A 14,825-nucleotide genomic window follows, 5' to 3' on the forward strand; every position below is an offset into this window, starting at 1 on the left:
GCGGGGGATCAGGGACGTTCTTGCAAGGGTTAAGATGCATGGCGAGCGTTGAACATACGGACAGCGGCACCGCGTCCATTGGTAGTGCCGGCGAGGACGGTGTGCGCCGTCGCGATTTTATCAACATCGCCGCGGTGAGTTTCGCCGGCGTGGGCGCGGTGGCCGTGGTGCTGCCGCTCATCAATCAGATGAATCCCAGCGCGGACGTGCTGGCGCTGGCGTCGACCGAGGTCGATATTTCATCGATCAAGCCGGGTCAGGCGATCAAGGCGACATTTCGCGCGCAGCCGCTGTTCGTGCGTCAGTTGACGCCCAAGGAAATCGCCGAGGCCGACAAGGTCGATCCTTCGACTCTGCGCGATCCGCAGACGCTGGAAGAGCGTACCGTCGACGGCAAGAAGCAGTGGCTGGTCACCATGGGCGTCTGTACCCATCTGGGTTGCGTGCCGCTTGGCGCGGGCGAAGGCGAGAATCGCGGAGAATTCGGCGGCTATTTCTGCCCATGCCACGGGTCCTCCTATGACACTGCGGCCCGCATTCGTAAGGGACCTGCGCCCAAGAATCTGGAAGTGCCGAAGTATAGCTTCACTTCCGACACCGCCATTCTCGTAGGCTGAGGTAAGAAACGATGAGCTTTCCCTGGGCTGAACATTATTCGCCGAAACATCCGCTGATGCAGTGGGTGGATGAGAAGCTGCCGTTGCCGCGTCTCGTCTACAATGCGATCGGCGCCGGTTATCCAGTGCCGCGCAACCTCAACTATTTCTGGAATTTCGGCGTGCTGGCGGGCCTCGCGCTGGTGATCCAGATCGTGACCGGCGTCATCATGGCGATGCACTATGGCGCGAACACGCTGGTTGCTTTCAGCAGCGTCGAACAGACGATGCGTGACGTCAATTCGGGTTGGTTGATGCGCTACGCACACGCCAACGGCGCGAGCTTCTTCTTCATCGTCGTCTATCTCCACATCTTTCGCGGCCTTTTCTACGGATCGTACAAGGCGCCACGCGAGATGGTATGGCTGCTCGGCCTCGTCATCTTCCTGCTGATGATGGCGACGGCATTCATGGGCTATGTGCTTCCCTGGGGCCAGATGAGCTATTGGGGCGCTAAGGTGATCACCGGCCTGTTTGGCGCGATTCCGGTGGTGGGCGAACCGATCCAGACCTGGCTGCTGGGCGGTTTTGCCCCCGGCAACGCGTCGCTCAATCGGTTCTTCTCGCTCCACTTCCTGCTGCCCTTCGTGATCGCGGCGGTCATCATCCTGCACATCTGGGCGCTGCATATTCCAGGTTCCTCGAACCCGACCGGCGTGGAAGTGAAGGGGCCGCAGGACACCGTGCCGTTCCATCCCTATTACACGGCGAAGGACGGCTTTGGGGCCGGCGTATTCCTGATCCTCTTCTCGATCCTGCTGTTCTTTGCGCCTAACTATCTGGGTCATCCGGACAATTATATCGAAGCCAATCCGCTTTCGACGCCCGCGCATATCGTACCCGAATGGTATTTCTGGCCCTTCTACGCGATCCTGCGGGCATTCACGGTGGACTTCTTCTTCATTCCGGCGAAGCTGCTGGGCGTGCTGGCAATGTTCGCATCGATCCTGTTGCTCTTCCTGTTGCCATGGCTCGATACATCCCCCGTCCGTTCGGGCAATTATCGTCCGACGTTCAAGAAGTTCTTCTGGATTCTGATCGTCGATGTGGTGATCCTGGGCTATTGCGGCGGCGCACCGGCGGCGGAACCTTATGTGATGATCAGCCAGATTGCCGGCGCTTATTATTTCGCGCATTTCCTGATCATCCTGCCCCTGATCGCACGCTTCGAAAAGCCGTTGCCGCTGCCGGGCTCGATCACGGAATCGGTGCTGGATCGCTACACTATCAAGGGCGAACAGGACGCGCTTCCCGGCATGGGCAGCGATCCGCAGCCGTCGAACGCCGGTTAAGGGGGACAAGACAATCATGGTTCGCATCGGCGCATTTTTGGTCGGCCTCTTTTTCGCGGGCTGGCTGGTGATATCGGCCCTGGTGGGTGCGGTGGCTTATGTCTCCGAGCCGCCAGCCGCTACGGCTGAGCACGAGTTCCACCGCCATCCCAAGGAGGTGGATTATTCCTTCAATGGCCCGCTCGGCAAATATGACCGGCAGCAGTTGCAGCGCGGCTTCCAGGTGTTCGCCGAAGTCTGCTCGGCCTGCCACAGCCTGAAATTCGTGGCCTTCCGCGATCTCAAGGAGATCGGCTATAACGAAGCCGAGGTGAAGGCGATCGCGAAGAACTGGAAGATCAAGACCCCCGACGTCGATCCCAAGACCGGCGAGGCATCGACCCGCGCGCCGATCCCGGCGGATTATTTCCCGCATCCCTTCGCCAACAATGTCGCGGCGGCTGCGGCGAATAACAATGCGATCCCGCCAGACCTGTCGCTGATGACCAAGGCGCGGCATGACGGCACCGATTATGTCTATTCGCTGCTCGTCGGCTATCAGGCGCAGCCAGCGGAATTGCTGAAGCACTTCCCGGATGCCAAGACGCCCACCGGGCTGCATTATAACCCCTATTTCGCCAACCTGAACCTGGCGATGCCGCCGCCGCTGACAACCGATGGTCAGGTGACCTATGGCGAGGGCCAGCCCAAGCCGACCGTCGACCAGATGTCGAAGGATGTCGCGGCCTTCCTGACCTGGACCGCAGAGCCGAAGCTGGAAAATCGCCGCAGCGCTGGGCTCGCGACCCTCATCTTCCTGTTGATCGCGACGGGTCTGGCCTATCTGTCCTACCAGAATATCTGGGCGGACAAGAAGAAGGCGGCCTGAAGGTCCTGCGCATTGGCAAATGCGTGAACAGGGGGCGTGGTCCGCAAGGATCGCGCCCCTTTTCTTGTGAGGCACCAGATGAGCACCGACAGTCTTTCCGCTCTGATCCGCACCATTCCCGATTTCCCCAAGCCCGGCATCCAGTTCCGCGATGTAACGACATTGTTGGCCGATGGCGCGGGTCTTGCGGAACTGGTCGAGCGAATGGCGGCGATCGCGAGGCCGTTGGAGCCTGATCTGATCGTCGGCATCGAAGCGCGCGGCTTCATTCTGGGCGCTGCCCTCGCCCTGGCACTGGGCAAGGGGTTCGTACCCGTCCGCAAGGCAGGAAAGTTGCCGGGCAAGACAGTCGGCATCGACTATGTGCTGGAATATGGCACCGACCGTCTCGAACTGCATGAAGGGCAGGTGCCGCAGGGCGCAAGGGTCGTTCTGGTCGACGACCTGATCGCGACCGGCGGGACCGCGCTGGCGGCGGCACAATTGTTGCGAGAGCAGGGAGCGAGCGTACTGATGGCGCTCTTTGCAGTCGATTTGCCGGATCTGGGAGGCAAGAAGGCGCTGGAAGCCGATGGCGTCACTGCCGCTGCGATCGTCGCGTTCGAGGGCGACTAGGTGTTTAGTCCCAGCATGTGATGGTGTGGAATTGTCGTCATCCCTGCGGCGGGCTTTATGAGACAGATTGTCCATGGGTGTGCCAAGGCTAACCCGCGCCATACGAGACGAGCTACAGTGATCGGAAGCTTCGGTCACGCACCTCGCGAAGCGGTCCGGGATCAAAAGACGGTGATCAAATGGCGCTCGCGTCAGTCGGTGGATAATCTGCCGATGGGGCCAAAGGAGCTTTGCAGCACCGTGCTCTCGCCCATGGAAGAGGGCGCGACCGTAGCCCTGTGCGGACGGGCCCGGTTCACTATACCTCGGTTCAGGAACTGGGACGCCATGTCCGTGACTGGCTGACTGCTTATAACTTCGCCAAGCGAATCAACGCTCTACGGTTCAGCGCCGCACCGGCAACATTGGCCTTTCATGTTCCGATCGGAAATTCATAGCTGGCGATCAACGAGGCCTGCGATTTGGTGCATGAACCCCGACGGCCAGGGACTCTGGGTCGTCGGTGACGCGCGGCAGTCGATCTACCGCTTCCGCGGTGCGTCTTCTCGCAATATGGCGCTGTTCGCTCGCGACTTCACCGGTGCCGAGCATGGAGACCTGATCGAGAACTACCGCTCGACGGAGGAGGTCGTGCAACTGTTCACGCAGCTCGGGCAAGGCATGACGCCGGTCCGGGGCGTTGGCGATCCGGAGCCGCCGCCGTTCGAGCCGCTGGAGTCGGTGCGCGGCCCTTCCGGTGTTACGCCTGAGTTGATCGTGGTCCGCGAAAACGCGTGCCTCGCGCCGGTCATCGCGGACGAAATCCTCGCCGACGTCGCGGCGGGTGGACGCTACCGAGACCATTGTGTGCTGGTGACCGGCAACGACCGCCTCGCCGTCATCGGGCGTGGTCTCGAAGCGCTCGGAATTCCGGTGCTCTTTCTTGGCAGCATCTTCGAACGGCCCGAGATCAAGGACCTGCTCTGCCTCTTGTCGCTGACCACCGATCCGTGGGGCGCGGGCCTCGTGCGCGTAGCGTGCATGCCGGAGTTCCGCATTGACCTCCAACAGGTCATCGAGACGACGACCGCGCTGAAGAGCGCAGCCGCAGGCGGCGCGAACGCGCTGCTGGATTCCGACAAGGCCGCAGCGCTCTGCCCATCGGCGGCAGGTCCGCTGGCGTCGCTCGCACATGCACTGTCTGATGTCAGATAAGGGCGGCAACGGTTCGCTTCGTGATCGAAACCTCCCATCTTTCCGCCCCATTGCGGGAGCGCTACGCCATGAAGTCGCCCCTTCGCTTCGATCAGACGTCTGACGCGTCGCCCGAAACCGCGCCTTCGCTGGGGCCGCGATAGTCGGAGAGCCGTTCGGCCTCGGTCAAGGGAATCTCGGTATCGGCAGGTGTTCTGGCTTTCTTCGCCGTGCGCACCGCCGATGGCGTGGTAGCAACCTCGGCCATCACCGTGCGTGCAAGCTCCGGCCAAAAGCGTTTTAGGCGTCGCGACAGCCCGGCAAGCAAGCCCAATTCGGAATCGATATTGGACAAGGCCGCCGCGGGTGCCACCTCCAGCGCCCAGTGCGAGATCGCCGCCGCGTCCGTGCCGATCATGGCGCGGGTGATGATTGGCGATGGGGTCGCACCCGACGCAACATCGGGTTCGAAGACGTAGATCCAAGCTGGACACGGATCTTGCCGCTTTCTGCCAGGCGCAAGCAGGCTCACCGTACCATCGCCGGCATCGGCCAGCACCGGCGATCCGAGATGGCATTGCCAGCTATCCCAGACCGAAGTCGGGATGGCGAGCACGCAACCGGCGCAGCGCTCGTGATGGCCAAGCTGAAACTTGAACATCATCTGGTAGAATGTGCGTTTGAACACATTGGCGATGTTGGGCCCTTCGACACCCTCGGACAGCCACCATTGATTCTCCTGCACGGTCTTGCCGAAGTTGGTGGGGTGCATGCGCAGCCCCTCGCGCAGGTTACGCACGGCATCGCGGTATGAGCCGTGGAAATCCATCGTCTGTATCTCAAGGATACCGAACCGCCCGATGTGCGGATGGCCATTCTCCATCGTCATTTCGACGATGGTCACGTCGAATGAGAATTCCGGAGATTGGTCGGTCGCAGGGATAGAGAGTTCACCGCTCGTCTTCTTGTCGAAATAGATGAAAACCGGCTGGCCGGCGTTCAGGCGGGTCGCAATATCTTCGCGCACATCGTTATGTCGGAGCGTGAGCGCCGGCGTGACATAGGGATCGATGTCTGGCGACAGCGCGAACAACTGGCGGGTTGCCTGCTTGACGAGGTTGTCGCTGAGCGCCCGGTACGGGCAGACGAGCCAATCCTGGCGCGGTCCGTTGCTCACGCTACTGATCGTACAGACGCCGCGCGCCGCGTCGGCCTTGATGCACTGGCGCATCTCGCTGGTCGCGTCGCTGAGAAACCGGCAACGCTCGCTTTGCTGATCGGCGACAGAATCTGAGGTCGTGATCACCGTGGGATGAACCCGGTGGCCGAACCATTCGCTGACGAAATTCCCGGGTGCGCCCGACCGCTTCCCCGACATTATTCAGCCGCCACCAGCTCGGGAATGCGATACCGTGAGCGAACGCGTGCGGTGCCATCGAGCGCGTTACCGCTCAGCAGCGCATGCAGCGATTCACCAACCGCCTTGCCTAGCAACGGCGGAACGGCATTCCCCACCTGGTCGTACTGCTGCGAATGATTGCCTTCGAACACGAACCAGTCCGGGAAACTCTGTATGCGGGCCGCTTCACGGATGCTGATCGTGCGGTGCTGGTCCGGATGCGTATATTCGCCCGACTTGGGATCACGAAAACGCGTGATGATCGAGCGTGCGACACCATCCCACTGCATGCGGCGATAGCGGCGCGTATGATCCTTGCGGTGCGCGCGCTGCATGCCGGGCGGCAGCAGATCATGCGGCAGATCGCGCCAGTCCTGTCCGGGCTTCAGCAGGCTGATGCGCGCGATGTTGGCTTCAGATAGTCGCGCAGCATAGTGATTGTGCAAGCCCGTCGATCCGCTGCGCATGGCAAGCTGGTAGGGGCCCTTGGGCTTCCTGTCGTAGGTTGACTGGAAGCCTCCCGCCGCGATCGCCGGTAGGTCGGCGATTGCCGCCTCGATTGATACGAACCCTTCGGTGTCGGCCGGAGCGATCGTCCGATTAGGCACGAGTTCGCCAATGCCACGGCGTCCATGTGTCGGGAGCGGGAAGCCGCCATCGATGGGCTGATCCAGGCGCCAGCCGATGAAGAACATCCGCCAGCGCATCTGCGGCACGCCATATTGCGCGGCCAACAGCTCGGCGCACTCGACCCGGTAGCCGGCTTCCCGAAAGGCCCGACCAATCTCTCCCAGGACAGCGCCGCCATTCAAGGTGGCGAGCCCGGGGACATTTTCGATGACGACGCCGCGCGGTTGAAGGTCGGTCGCCACGTTGAGGAAATGTTTGAAAAGGCCGTTACGGGGATCCCAGATTTCACGCTGGCCGATGATACTGAACCCTTGGCACGGCGGCCCGCCGACCAAGAGATCGAGTGCACCGACCTCAAGACCGGTGCGATCCATGATTTCCCGTGCGCTCAGTTTGCTGACATCGGCCTGGACAAACGGAATATGCGGAAAATTGCGTGCGTGGGTCAAAGCGCATGCCAGATCGATGTCGGAGCCGAACACCACGTCGAACCCCGCATTGGCCAGACCGAGCGTCAAGCCGCCCGCTCCGCAAAACAAATCGACGGCCGTGAGCCGGTTCCCGCGCGGGTATGGCTGGGCCAGAAGATAACGCGACCTCATGCCTGCGATCCCCGAAACAGCTCTTGCTGAACGGCAAATCGCTCGCGATCGAGATGCTCCCGGATGAGCCGGGCGATCAGCGTCGATTTCTTATAGCCCTTAACCTTGCAATAGGCCTCAAACCGATCGCCTTCCGCATCGGGCAACAGCACATGCACGCGCGCATTCTTCGTCATAGCCGGTCCCCCGACGGCACTTAGGGAAGATGCCATACCAAGTCCACTCCTTGCTCACAAGTGAGTAAGAGTGTGCATTTCTGTGCCTGATCCGTCAAGAACATAAAAGGAACACCTCGTTGTGCGGCGATCAGTTGGCGTGATTCAAAAATCCTGTGTCAGGCGGCAAGCCCTATCGTTTCCGTCTGTCCCACCCACGATCGGTCGCATCGCCTTGGCGGCGGATAAGGCTGGCCACGCGGCGTGTATGAATGAACGTCTGGCTCCGGGAACCTGTCTGATGCCCCTATCCGTCAGGAGCTATTGTCCAACGGCCGCTATGACGAAGCGCGTGGAACAAAAAAGAGCGCCTATCAGGGCAGCTACACCGTCACCGGCAACCATATCGACTATATCGACGATACCGGTTTCACCGCGACCGGCGACGTGATCAATGGCGTGCTCTACCATGAGGAATTGGTGCTCTATCGGGAGCGGTAGCAGGGCAGCCAACTCACCTGATGCCGTTGCTCGGAGGACAGATAGCGGCGGTAATCGGTCGGAGACGTATCGATCATGCGGGAGCATTTTGGGCCGCTTCGATGGCGCCGGAGAGGTGATCATTCCACATCGCTAGTGCTTCACGCTTTTCAGATTTCCAGTCGTGCCGTTGATAGATGCCTGCCACTCCAGAACGCGAACTGCCGACGTGATTGAGAACCGCTTCAGTTACCTCGAATCGGACTCCAAGCCTTTGAAAGCCGGTCGCTAGTGTTCGCCTAAGGTCGTGGAGGCGCCAAGGCGGCATAGAACTGCCGCCATCAGCTTGTCGAGTTTCGTCTTGCCCTTGTGATAGGCCGTGAAAGCGGCGCCGGTCGCCGTTGGAAACACCCTGCCGCGACTTGGCCACTTTTCGCCACCCGCGACCGTGTCGAGTTCGGAGATCACGAGGTCGTTGAGTGGTATCGTGGTCGGCTCGCCATTCTTCGTTCGATCGCCGGACAACCGCATCTCGCGTTCCGAACGGCTCAATTCGTGCCAGTGAAGACCACCGATTTCTTCTCGCCGCTGGCCAGTAGCGATGAGGAGCCGAACGATGGGACCGAAGCAACGATGGCATTCCGGGGCCTGAACCCAAACTCTCGCCAACTCGCTATCGCTTAGCCAGCGCTCGCGAGGCTTGACGGCTTTCGGCGTTTCCATGCCTTCCATCGGACTTCTGTCGATGTCGCCGCGGCTCACAGCCCATCGAAATAGGCGCCTCAGCACCGCAAACACGTTGCGACGATTGGCGGCCTGGTCTGCCGGCATGCGATCGAACACGGCCACCACATCAATGCGCGTAATTGTAGGAAGCGCCTTGTCCCGCAAGACGGGCTTGACGCGTAGCTTTAAGTGATCGCGTTACGAGCGTCGATCAACCTTTCCCTTTGCAATCTGCCGCAAAGCGATCGGTGTAGTTGGAAAAGGCAAGATCGACAGCCTCGCGCCGTCGCTGCTTCCGTCTCGACGGGGTCGATCCCTTGTGCGACTAGGCGGAGGAGTCTCGTCGCCTCCTCGCAGCGGTGAAGGGTGTCCATGGCGAGCCATGACCGCCGATCGTGTAGCGACGCGTCTTCGCCTCGCGGCCACCCATCCGATACTGGACGACATAGGATGCAGAGCCGCCCGCGGTGATCTTGAGTCCGAACCCCTCAGTTCGTCATCCCAAAGGAAGCCGGTAACAGCACCTGCTTGGAGAGCATCAAGGGTTCGCTCGGTGATTTTTCCCGTGGCCATGACGAACCTCATGTACCAGAAAAGTAATCACCCGGGAATCACCGGAACGGAAACGGACGGCGACAGGCGGCGGCGCATTTTGGTTTAACCTACTGAAAAATATTCATTTTATGCGGTAAGCTATTGATCTAAATCCGCCTGTACCGAAAATACCAGACCTCATGGCCGAGGCGGCGGGCCTTGGCTTCATAACGGGTCTCCGGCCAGCCGCCGGGGCGCGTGAGGAAGTTGGCCGGCTCGCTCGCCAGCCACTCGAAATCGGGGTGGCCGTTCATCACCATCAACGCCCAACGGAGATAGATGGGATGATCGGTGCCAAAGCGGAACTCGCCACCCGGTTTGAGTTTCCTCGCGATCATGGCGACGGGGCCGGGATTCATCATCCGGCGCTTGGCATGGCGCGCCTTGGGCCAGGGATCGGGGTGGAGCAGGTAGACGAAGCTAAGGCTGCCGTCGGGGATACGCGCGAGCACGTCGAGCGCGTTGCCCATGTGGAGGCGGATATTGGCCAGTCCGGCCTCACGGATATGGCCGAGCGCGGTGACGACCCCATTGAGGAACGGTTCGCATCCGATGAAACCATGGTCGGGGAGAAGGTCGGCACGCCATGCGAGATGCTCTCCGCCGCCGAAGCCTATCTCAAAATGAAGCGGGCGATCATAGCCGAAGAGCGATGCGGCGGTAACCGAACCTTCGTCCGGCACCGACAGGGCAGGAAGCAGGGTATCGGCCAGTTCCTGCTGTCCGAGGCGCAATTTATGCCCCGTCTGCCGGCCGTAGAGGCGGTTGAGCGTGGTGGGATCGCCTGATTTGAAAGCAGTCATGTCGGGCCGATAACGGCCTGCCATGACGCTGCCAAGAGCATCAGTTCATTTGCACCTGATGAATTTGCCCTTCGTATCCTTGCACGGCGCATGTTTTGCCGGTGTGGGCTTGGGCAGGCATTTGACGAACTTGCCCCTGGCGTCCTTGCACGGCGCGGCAAGAGCGGGTGAGGGCGCACCCGCGAACAACGCCAGGCCGAGGAAGAGGGTGGCGATCTGGCAGGTCATGGCAGCATTCCCGAAAACGGGGGTGCCGGGCTCGACAGGGGTGCGAGCCCGACAAGGGCCTTATGAGCGCAGCGGACGGACCATCCTAGTGAACTTTTCGTCATGTTTGAGAGGGGATAACCTGGCGATCAACAAAAGGCGCCGGAGCTTGCACCCCGACGCCTCCAGCATTTGTCCGCTTCAGATCAGGCGAGAGCGGCCTTGAGATCTTCGACGAGATCGGTCTTTTCCCATGGGAAAAAATCGCCTTCGGGATCGCGGCCGAAATGGCCATAAGCGGCGGTGCGTTGATAAATCGGCTTGTTGAGCCCCAGATGGGTCCGGATGCCGCGCGGGGTCATGCCGCCGAGCTTTTCGATTTTGCCGATCGCGGCTTCGATCGCGTCGTCGCCGACAGTGCCGGTGCCATGGGTATCGACATAGAGCGATAATGGCTTGGCGACGCCAATCGCATAGGCAAGCTGGATCGTGCAGCGCGACGCGAGGCCGGCGGCGACGATATTCTTGGCGAGGTAACGGGTGATGTAGGCGGCCGAGCGGTCCACCTTGGTCGGGTCCTTGCCGCTGAACGCGCCGCCGCCATGGGGCGCAGCGCCACCATAAGTGTCGACGATGATCTTGCGACCAGTAAGGCCGGCATCACCATCAGGCCCGCCAATCTCGAAGCTGCCGGTGGGATTGATGTGATAGACGGTCTCGTCGCCCAGCAGGTCGGCGGGCAGCAGGTCGGCGACGACCTGACGGACATACGCGTGCAGTTCCGCCTCTTTCTCGCCCTCGTCATAGCCCTTGCCGTGCTGGGTCGAGACGACGATCGCGGTCGCGGCCACCGGCTTGCCATTTTCGAAGCGCAGGGTGACCTGGCTTTTCGCGTCCGGCTCAAGGAAGGCGGCCGCGCCCGAATGCCGGTCCTGCGCCATCCGGTGCAGGATGCGGTGGCTGTAATAGAGGGTCGCCGGCATCAGGTCGGGAGTCTCGTCGCACGCGAAGCCGAACATGATGCCCTGGTCGCCCGCGCCTTCATCCTTGTTGCCGCTGGCGTCAACGCCCTGCGCGATATGGGCCGACTGGGCATGAAGATTATTTTCGAAGCGGAAGCTTTCCCAGTGGAAACCGTCCTGCTCATAGCCAATGCGCCTGACGGTTTCGCGAACCGTCTTTTCGATTTCCTCCTGCGCGCCGGGTGCCCATTGCCCGTCTTCATAGACGCCTTTGCACCGGATTTCGCCGGCGAGCACCACGAGTTGAGTCGTCGTCAGCGTCTCGCAAGCGATGCGCGCTTCGGGGTCCTTGGACAGGAACAGATCGACGATCGCGTCGGAAATCTGGTCGGCGACCTTGTCGGGATGACCTTCGGACACAGACTCCGAGGTGAAGAGATAATTGCTGCGCATGTGACTCCCGCAAGATGAAGGGGCTGAAAAGCGATATAAAGAATTGTTTATGTGCCCTGTTAGCGCCTGCTTTCGCGCGTGGCAATGGCAACCGCGATCAGCAAGATCAGAAAGGCCATGGGCGCCAAGTTGCCCGTCCGTGAAAATAATGTCGGTGGACGGGCAGGCGGAAGGCTGGTGTCGAGGAAGCCGGCCCGCCCGAGGCTCAATGCATGACGCACATGGCCGCGGGCGTCGATGACCGCCGACACCCCGGTGGGGGTGGAACGGATGATAGGCAATCCTTCCTCGATCGCGCGGAGGCGCGCCTGAGCCAGATGCTGCACCGGTCCCCAGCTACCGAACCAGGCGTCATTGGAGGGATTGAACAGGAAAGCGGGCCGATTCGCCCGGTCCACGACATGGCCCGAAAAGATGATCTCATAGCAGATCTGGACGCCCATCTTCATCGCCGGACGGCCAAGGGCGGCGGGCAGGTCGAGGCTGCGGGCCCCCGGCCCGGGCCAGAAATCAGCATCGCCCGGAACGAGGCGTGACAGGCCCAGCGGCTGGAGGATGGATCGCATCGGCAGATATTCGCCATAGGGGACGAGATGCGCCTTGTCATAGCGCGCGGCGATCCGGGCGTCGGGCGTGACCACCCACAGGCTGTTATTCGCGCCGGACAGGACGCGGTCGACATAGAGGCCCTTGTCGATTTCCTTGTAATAGACCTTGTCGCCGCCGGTCATCAGCAGGTCGCCGGGGCCAAGCAGGCCAGCGAGGCGCGTGCGCCATTCGGGTTCCATATCGAGATAGGCGGGGACCGCGGCTTCGGGCCAGAAGATGAGGCGCGGGGCCGGGCGGGGCGCACCGGTCAGGGCGGCGTAAGCGCGAAAATGTTCGGCTTCCAGGGTGGGCGAGTATTTTTCGCCCTGACCGATATTGGGCTGTACCACGCGGATGCGGGGCGCACCGGCAGGGGCTTGCGGCGCTGCGGCGATCTGGCCCCATAGCGCTATGACACAGAGCGGCAGGAGGATTGCGGGTGCCGATGCGAAATGCCGACGGCTGGCGAGCATCAGCGCGCCCGACGCCAGCACCACCAGCGCGCCGAGCCCGTATGTGCCGATCAGTGTCGAGGCGATGGCGACGCCTGTCGGCAGAAGCACCGCACCGAGCGGGTTCCACGCGAAGCCGGTGAAAGCCACGGCGCGGAGATATTCCGTGGCGATCCAGAAGGCGGCGAACAAGAGGATGAGGGGAAGCGGCCCGCCTGATCGCATCCTTTGGTTTGCCCACCAGGCTGTGAGCGCGGCGAGGCCGGGATAGACGGCGAGATAAAGCGACAGAAGGATGACCGCGCCATAGCCGAACCAGTGCGGCATCGCGTCCTGAAAGGTGAAGGCGTGGGCGATCCAGTTCAGGCCGAGGGTAAAGTGGCCGAGGCCGAACAGCCAGCCGCGAGTGAAGACTGTGCGGCGATCTGGCGCGGCTTCGATGAGCAGCAAAAGAGCGAAAAAGCAGGCGAGCGTAACGGGCCAGAGCGAGAGCGGCGCGAAGCCGGCGGCGGACAAAAAGCCTGCCAGTAGCGCGGAGCATCTGGGATGACGAAGGAGAATGGCCAGCATCGCGGCGCGGCTCAGCGCAGCGTCGCCAAGGTGGCGTGGCTGCACCGATCATCCTTCTTGCCGCCGCCCGACAGCATCGACGCGGCGATGAAACCGCCGACGATCAGCACGATGAACAGCGCCGAGAGGGGGGCGAGATATTTTTCAATGAAGGGTTTTATGGTTGCGCCGAATTTCCAGAACAGCAAGCCCACGAGCATGAACTGGAACGCCCGGCTGACGATGCTGGCCCACAGGAAGGTGAAGAGCGACAGGCCGACGAAGCCCGCGGTGATCGTGATCAGCTTGAACGGGATCGGTGTCGCGCCTTTGATCAGGATGATCTCCGCGCCATATTGGCGCAGATAGCAGGCGGCGACCGGGAATTTCGCGGAAAGGCCGAGCGCGCCGAGAATCTGCTGGCCAACCGTCTCATAGACGAAATGGCCGATGGCGTAGCCGAGCAGGCCACCGAGGACGGAGGCGATCGTGCAGATGATGCCGAAGCGGAGGGCGCGTTCCGGGCGGGCGAGGCACATCAGGCCGAGAAGGGGATGGGGCGGGATCGGGAAAAAACTCGATTCCAAGAAGCTGAAGGCGAACAGCCAGCGTTCCGCATGGGGGTGGGCCGCCTTGGCGAGCATCCATTGGTAGAGCCGGGTGAGCATCGGGCGCGGGACTAGCCGAGATCGTTTCGGGCCGCCAGCGCTTTTGGGCATCTGGCCGGGCGACGGCGTTGACGTTTCGGCGGCGTCTGGGCAAGACCCCTGCCTGCCAAACCCTGTCCGATCGGCACTATGTGATCCTGTCTCCTATTTCCCGGACGAAACTGCGCGAGCGGATCGGCGGCCTCGCGTTCGCGCTGGTGTTCAATCTGCTCCTGCTGCTGGCCTTGTTCACATTGGCCCCGCATTCGGAGTCGCCGCCGGTCGAGGATCGCAATCCGGTGACGTTCGAGATGGCACCGGCGCAAAAGGCGGAGCGGGAGAAGGCCAGGTCGGCCAAGCGCGCCGACGAGCGCGAGGCGCGTAGCGCGGCGCAGCCGGTCGTTCAGCCAAAGCCTGTTCAGAAGCAGGAGGACCAGCCCCCATCGCCCTTTCCGTTCATGACGCTCGACAGCAAGCAGATGGCGGCAGCGGACATCGGCAAGATGGCCAAATCCGATGCGGGCGCGGGCGGTGGCGCGAGCGGGAACAGCGGCGCGGTATCCGGCCCCGGCGAGGGGCCGGGCGGGGTGCAATTGTTCAATGCCGAATGGTATCGCCGGCCCACCAATGCGGAACTGTCGCCATTCCTGCCGGGCAACGGGCCGCCACGTGGGTGGGGCATGGTCGCCTGCAAGACAATCGACCATTATCATGTCGAGAATTGCCAGATATTGGGCGAATCCCCGCTGGGATCGGGACTGGCGCGCGCGGTCCGGCTGGCGGCGTGGCAGTTCCTCGTCCTGCCGCCGCGCATCAACGGCAAGCCGCAGGTTGGAAGCTGGGTGCGGATCAGGATCGACTATTCGCAGACGGTGACGCGCGCCGGTGGCGGGGAGGGTGATAGTGGCGCGGACGGCGGGGGCGACGCCGGGCAGTGATGCGTTGGTCGGGCTGAGCGGAGGTGAAGCGTGCTT

Annotated in this window: 16 protein-coding genes and 1 pseudogene; 8 read left to right on the forward strand and 9 right to left on the reverse strand. The window is 61.9% G+C overall.

The features are described from left to right. Window positions 1–38 precede the first annotated feature (38 nt). The 6 genes and pseudogenes from petA to WG907_RS03730 all read left to right on the forward strand — a co-directional run bounded on the left by petA (window position 39) and on the right by WG907_RS03730 (window position 4,625). Complete coding sequence (gene petA / locus WG907_RS03705) at window positions 39–617, forward strand: ubiquinol-cytochrome c reductase iron-sulfur subunit (RefSeq protein WP_340231250.1); 579 nt, start codon at window positions 39–41, stop codon at window positions 615–617. An 11-nt stretch (window positions 618–628) separates the two neighbouring features. After that, window positions 629–1,948 (forward strand): cytochrome b, encoded by a 1,320-nt coding sequence (locus WG907_RS03710; RefSeq protein ID WP_340231251.1) that lies wholly within the window; start codon window positions 629–631, stop codon window positions 1,946–1,948. A 16-nt stretch (window positions 1,949–1,964) separates the two neighbouring features. Further along, entirely contained in the window at window positions 1,965–2,816 is an 852-nt protein-coding gene (locus WG907_RS03715; RefSeq protein ID WP_340231252.1) for a cytochrome c1, read from the forward strand. A 78-nt stretch (window positions 2,817–2,894) separates the two neighbouring features. Continuing rightward, window positions 2,895–3,431, forward strand: a complete 537-nt coding sequence (locus tag WG907_RS03720) for an adenine phosphoribosyltransferase (RefSeq protein ID WP_340231253.1) — start codon at window positions 2,895–2,897, stop codon at window positions 3,429–3,431. Window positions 3,432–3,488: 57 nt separating this feature from the next. After that, window positions 3,489–3,734 (forward strand): annotated as a pseudogene (locus WG907_RS03725) (IS481 family transposase); the annotation flags it as partial. A 165-nt stretch (window positions 3,735–3,899) separates the two neighbouring features. After that, the gene (locus tag WG907_RS03730; RefSeq protein ID WP_340231255.1) at window positions 3,900–4,625 is read left to right on the forward strand and encodes a 3'-5' exonuclease; all 726 of its coding nucleotides are present in this window, start codon (window positions 3,900–3,902) and stop codon (window positions 4,623–4,625) included. A 91-nt stretch (window positions 4,626–4,716) separates the two neighbouring features. On the opposite strand, the gene WG907_RS03735 is transcribed toward WG907_RS03730, so the two are convergent. From WG907_RS03735 to WG907_RS03745, 3 genes are read right to left on the reverse strand one after another with little or no spacing between them, the layout of a single operon-like run. Then, window positions 4,717–5,982 carry a PDDEXK family nuclease gene (locus WG907_RS03735; protein ID WP_340231257.1) on the reverse strand — a complete coding sequence of 422 codons (1,266 nt, stop codon included), beginning with the start codon at window positions 5,980–5,982 and terminating at the stop codon, window positions 4,717–4,719. Continuing rightward, window positions 5,982–7,235, reverse strand: a complete 1,254-nt coding sequence (locus WG907_RS03740) for a DNA cytosine methyltransferase (protein WP_340231259.1) — start codon at window positions 7,233–7,235, stop codon at window positions 5,982–5,984. Before WG907_RS03740 ends, WG907_RS03735 begins: the two co-directional genes overlap by 1 nt. Next, the gene (locus WG907_RS03745; protein WP_340231260.1) at window positions 7,232–7,411 is read right to left on the reverse strand and encodes a hypothetical protein; all 180 of its coding nucleotides are present in this window, start codon (window positions 7,409–7,411) and stop codon (window positions 7,232–7,234) included. Before WG907_RS03745 ends, WG907_RS03740 begins: the two co-directional genes overlap by 4 nt. 288 nt (window positions 7,412–7,699) lie before the next feature. On the opposite strand from WG907_RS03745, the gene WG907_RS03750 reads away from it, so the two are divergent. Then, window positions 7,700–7,891, forward strand: coding sequence for an Atu4866 domain-containing protein (locus WG907_RS03750; RefSeq protein WP_340231826.1), 192 nt, complete (start codon window positions 7,700–7,702; stop codon window positions 7,889–7,891). Window positions 7,892–8,158: 267 nt separating this feature from the next. Here WG907_RS03750 and WG907_RS03755 read toward each other — a convergent pair whose 3' ends face one another. From WG907_RS03755 to WG907_RS03780, 6 genes are all read right to left on the reverse strand, one after another. Then, window positions 8,159–8,713 carry a tyrosine-type recombinase/integrase gene (locus WG907_RS03755; RefSeq protein ID WP_340231261.1) on the reverse strand — a complete coding sequence of 185 codons (555 nt, stop codon included), beginning with the start codon at window positions 8,711–8,713 and terminating at the stop codon, window positions 8,159–8,161. Between the two features lie 584 nt (window positions 8,714–9,297). Beyond that, window positions 9,298–9,993, reverse strand: coding sequence for a tRNA (guanine(46)-N(7))-methyltransferase TrmB (gene trmB / locus WG907_RS03760; RefSeq protein ID WP_340231827.1), 696 nt, complete (start codon window positions 9,991–9,993; stop codon window positions 9,298–9,300). A gap of 45 nt (window positions 9,994–10,038) precedes the next feature. Beyond that, window positions 10,039–10,221: a hypothetical protein gene (locus WG907_RS03765; protein ID WP_340231262.1), complete on the reverse strand. Its 183-nt coding sequence runs from the start codon at window positions 10,219–10,221 to the stop codon at window positions 10,039–10,041. 185 nt (window positions 10,222–10,406) lie between these two features. Continuing rightward, window positions 10,407–11,615 (reverse strand): methionine adenosyltransferase, encoded by a 1,209-nt coding sequence (gene metK, locus WG907_RS03770; protein WP_340231263.1) that lies wholly within the window; start codon window positions 11,613–11,615, stop codon window positions 10,407–10,409. 59 nt (window positions 11,616–11,674) lie between these two features. Continuing rightward, a complete protein-coding gene (gene lnt, locus WG907_RS03775; protein WP_340231828.1) occupies window positions 11,675–13,225 on the reverse strand; it encodes an apolipoprotein N-acyltransferase in 1,551 nt (516 codons plus the stop codon). Window positions 13,226–13,236: 11 nt separating this feature from the next. Continuing rightward, entirely contained in the window at window positions 13,237–13,872 is a 636-nt protein-coding gene (locus WG907_RS03780) for a YqaA family protein (RefSeq protein ID WP_340231264.1), read from the reverse strand. 131 nt (window positions 13,873–14,003) lie between these two features. On the opposite strand from WG907_RS03780, the gene WG907_RS03785 reads away from it, so the two are divergent. Continuing rightward, the gene (locus WG907_RS03785; RefSeq protein WP_340231829.1) at window positions 14,004–14,789 is read left to right on the forward strand and encodes a hypothetical protein; all 786 of its coding nucleotides are present in this window, start codon (window positions 14,004–14,006) and stop codon (window positions 14,787–14,789) included. Window positions 14,790–14,825: the final 36 nt, after the last annotated feature.

Origin of the sequence: Sphingobium fluminis, from assembly GCF_037723805.1 — a bacterium.
In the GTDB taxonomy this organism is placed as follows: domain Bacteria; phylum Pseudomonadota; class Alphaproteobacteria; order Sphingomonadales; family Sphingomonadaceae; genus Sphingobium.

What these genes read in the sequence shown, in the direction of transcription:
- petA (WP_340231250.1), top strand. Translation starts at nt 39, where the DNA reads ATGGCGAGCGTTGAACATACGGACAGCGGCACCGCGTCCATTGGTAGT.
- WG907_RS03710 (WP_340231251.1), top strand. Translation starts at nt 629, where the DNA reads ATGAGCTTTCCCTGGGCTGAACATTATTCGCCGAAACATCCGCTGATG.
- WG907_RS03715 (WP_340231252.1), top strand. Translation starts at nt 1,965, where the DNA reads ATGGTTCGCATCGGCGCATTTTTGGTCGGCCTCTTTTTCGCGGGCTGG.
- WG907_RS03720 (WP_340231253.1), top strand. Translation starts at nt 2,895, where the DNA reads ATGAGCACCGACAGTCTTTCCGCTCTGATCCGCACCATTCCCGATTTC.
- WG907_RS03730 (WP_340231255.1), top strand. Translation starts at nt 3,900, where the DNA reads ATGAACCCCGACGGCCAGGGACTCTGGGTCGTCGGTGACGCGCGGCAG.
- WG907_RS03735 (WP_340231257.1), bottom strand. Translation starts at nt 5,982, where the DNA reads ATGTCGGGGAAGCGGTCGGGCGCACCCGGGAATTTCGTCAGCGAATGG.
- WG907_RS03740 (WP_340231259.1), bottom strand. Translation starts at nt 7,235, where the DNA reads ATGAGGTCGCGTTATCTTCTGGCCCAGCCATACCCGCGCGGGAACCGG.
- WG907_RS03745 (WP_340231260.1), bottom strand. Translation starts at nt 7,411, where the DNA reads ATGACGAAGAATGCGCGCGTGCATGTGCTGTTGCCCGATGCGGAAGGC.
- trmB (WP_340231827.1), bottom strand. Translation starts at nt 9,993, where the DNA reads ATGACTGCTTTCAAATCAGGCGATCCCACCACGCTCAACCGCCTCTAC.
- WG907_RS03765 (WP_340231262.1), bottom strand. Translation starts at nt 10,221, where the DNA reads ATGACCTGCCAGATCGCCACCCTCTTCCTCGGCCTGGCGTTGTTCGCG.
- metK (WP_340231263.1), bottom strand. Translation starts at nt 11,615, where the DNA reads ATGCGCAGCAATTATCTCTTCACCTCGGAGTCTGTGTCCGAAGGTCAT.
- lnt (WP_340231828.1), bottom strand. Translation starts at nt 13,225, where the DNA reads ATGCTGGCCATTCTCCTTCGTCATCCCAGATGCTCCGCGCTACTGGCA.
- WG907_RS03780 (WP_340231264.1), bottom strand. Translation starts at nt 13,872, where the DNA reads ATGCTCACCCGGCTCTACCAATGGATGCTCGCCAAGGCGGCCCACCCC.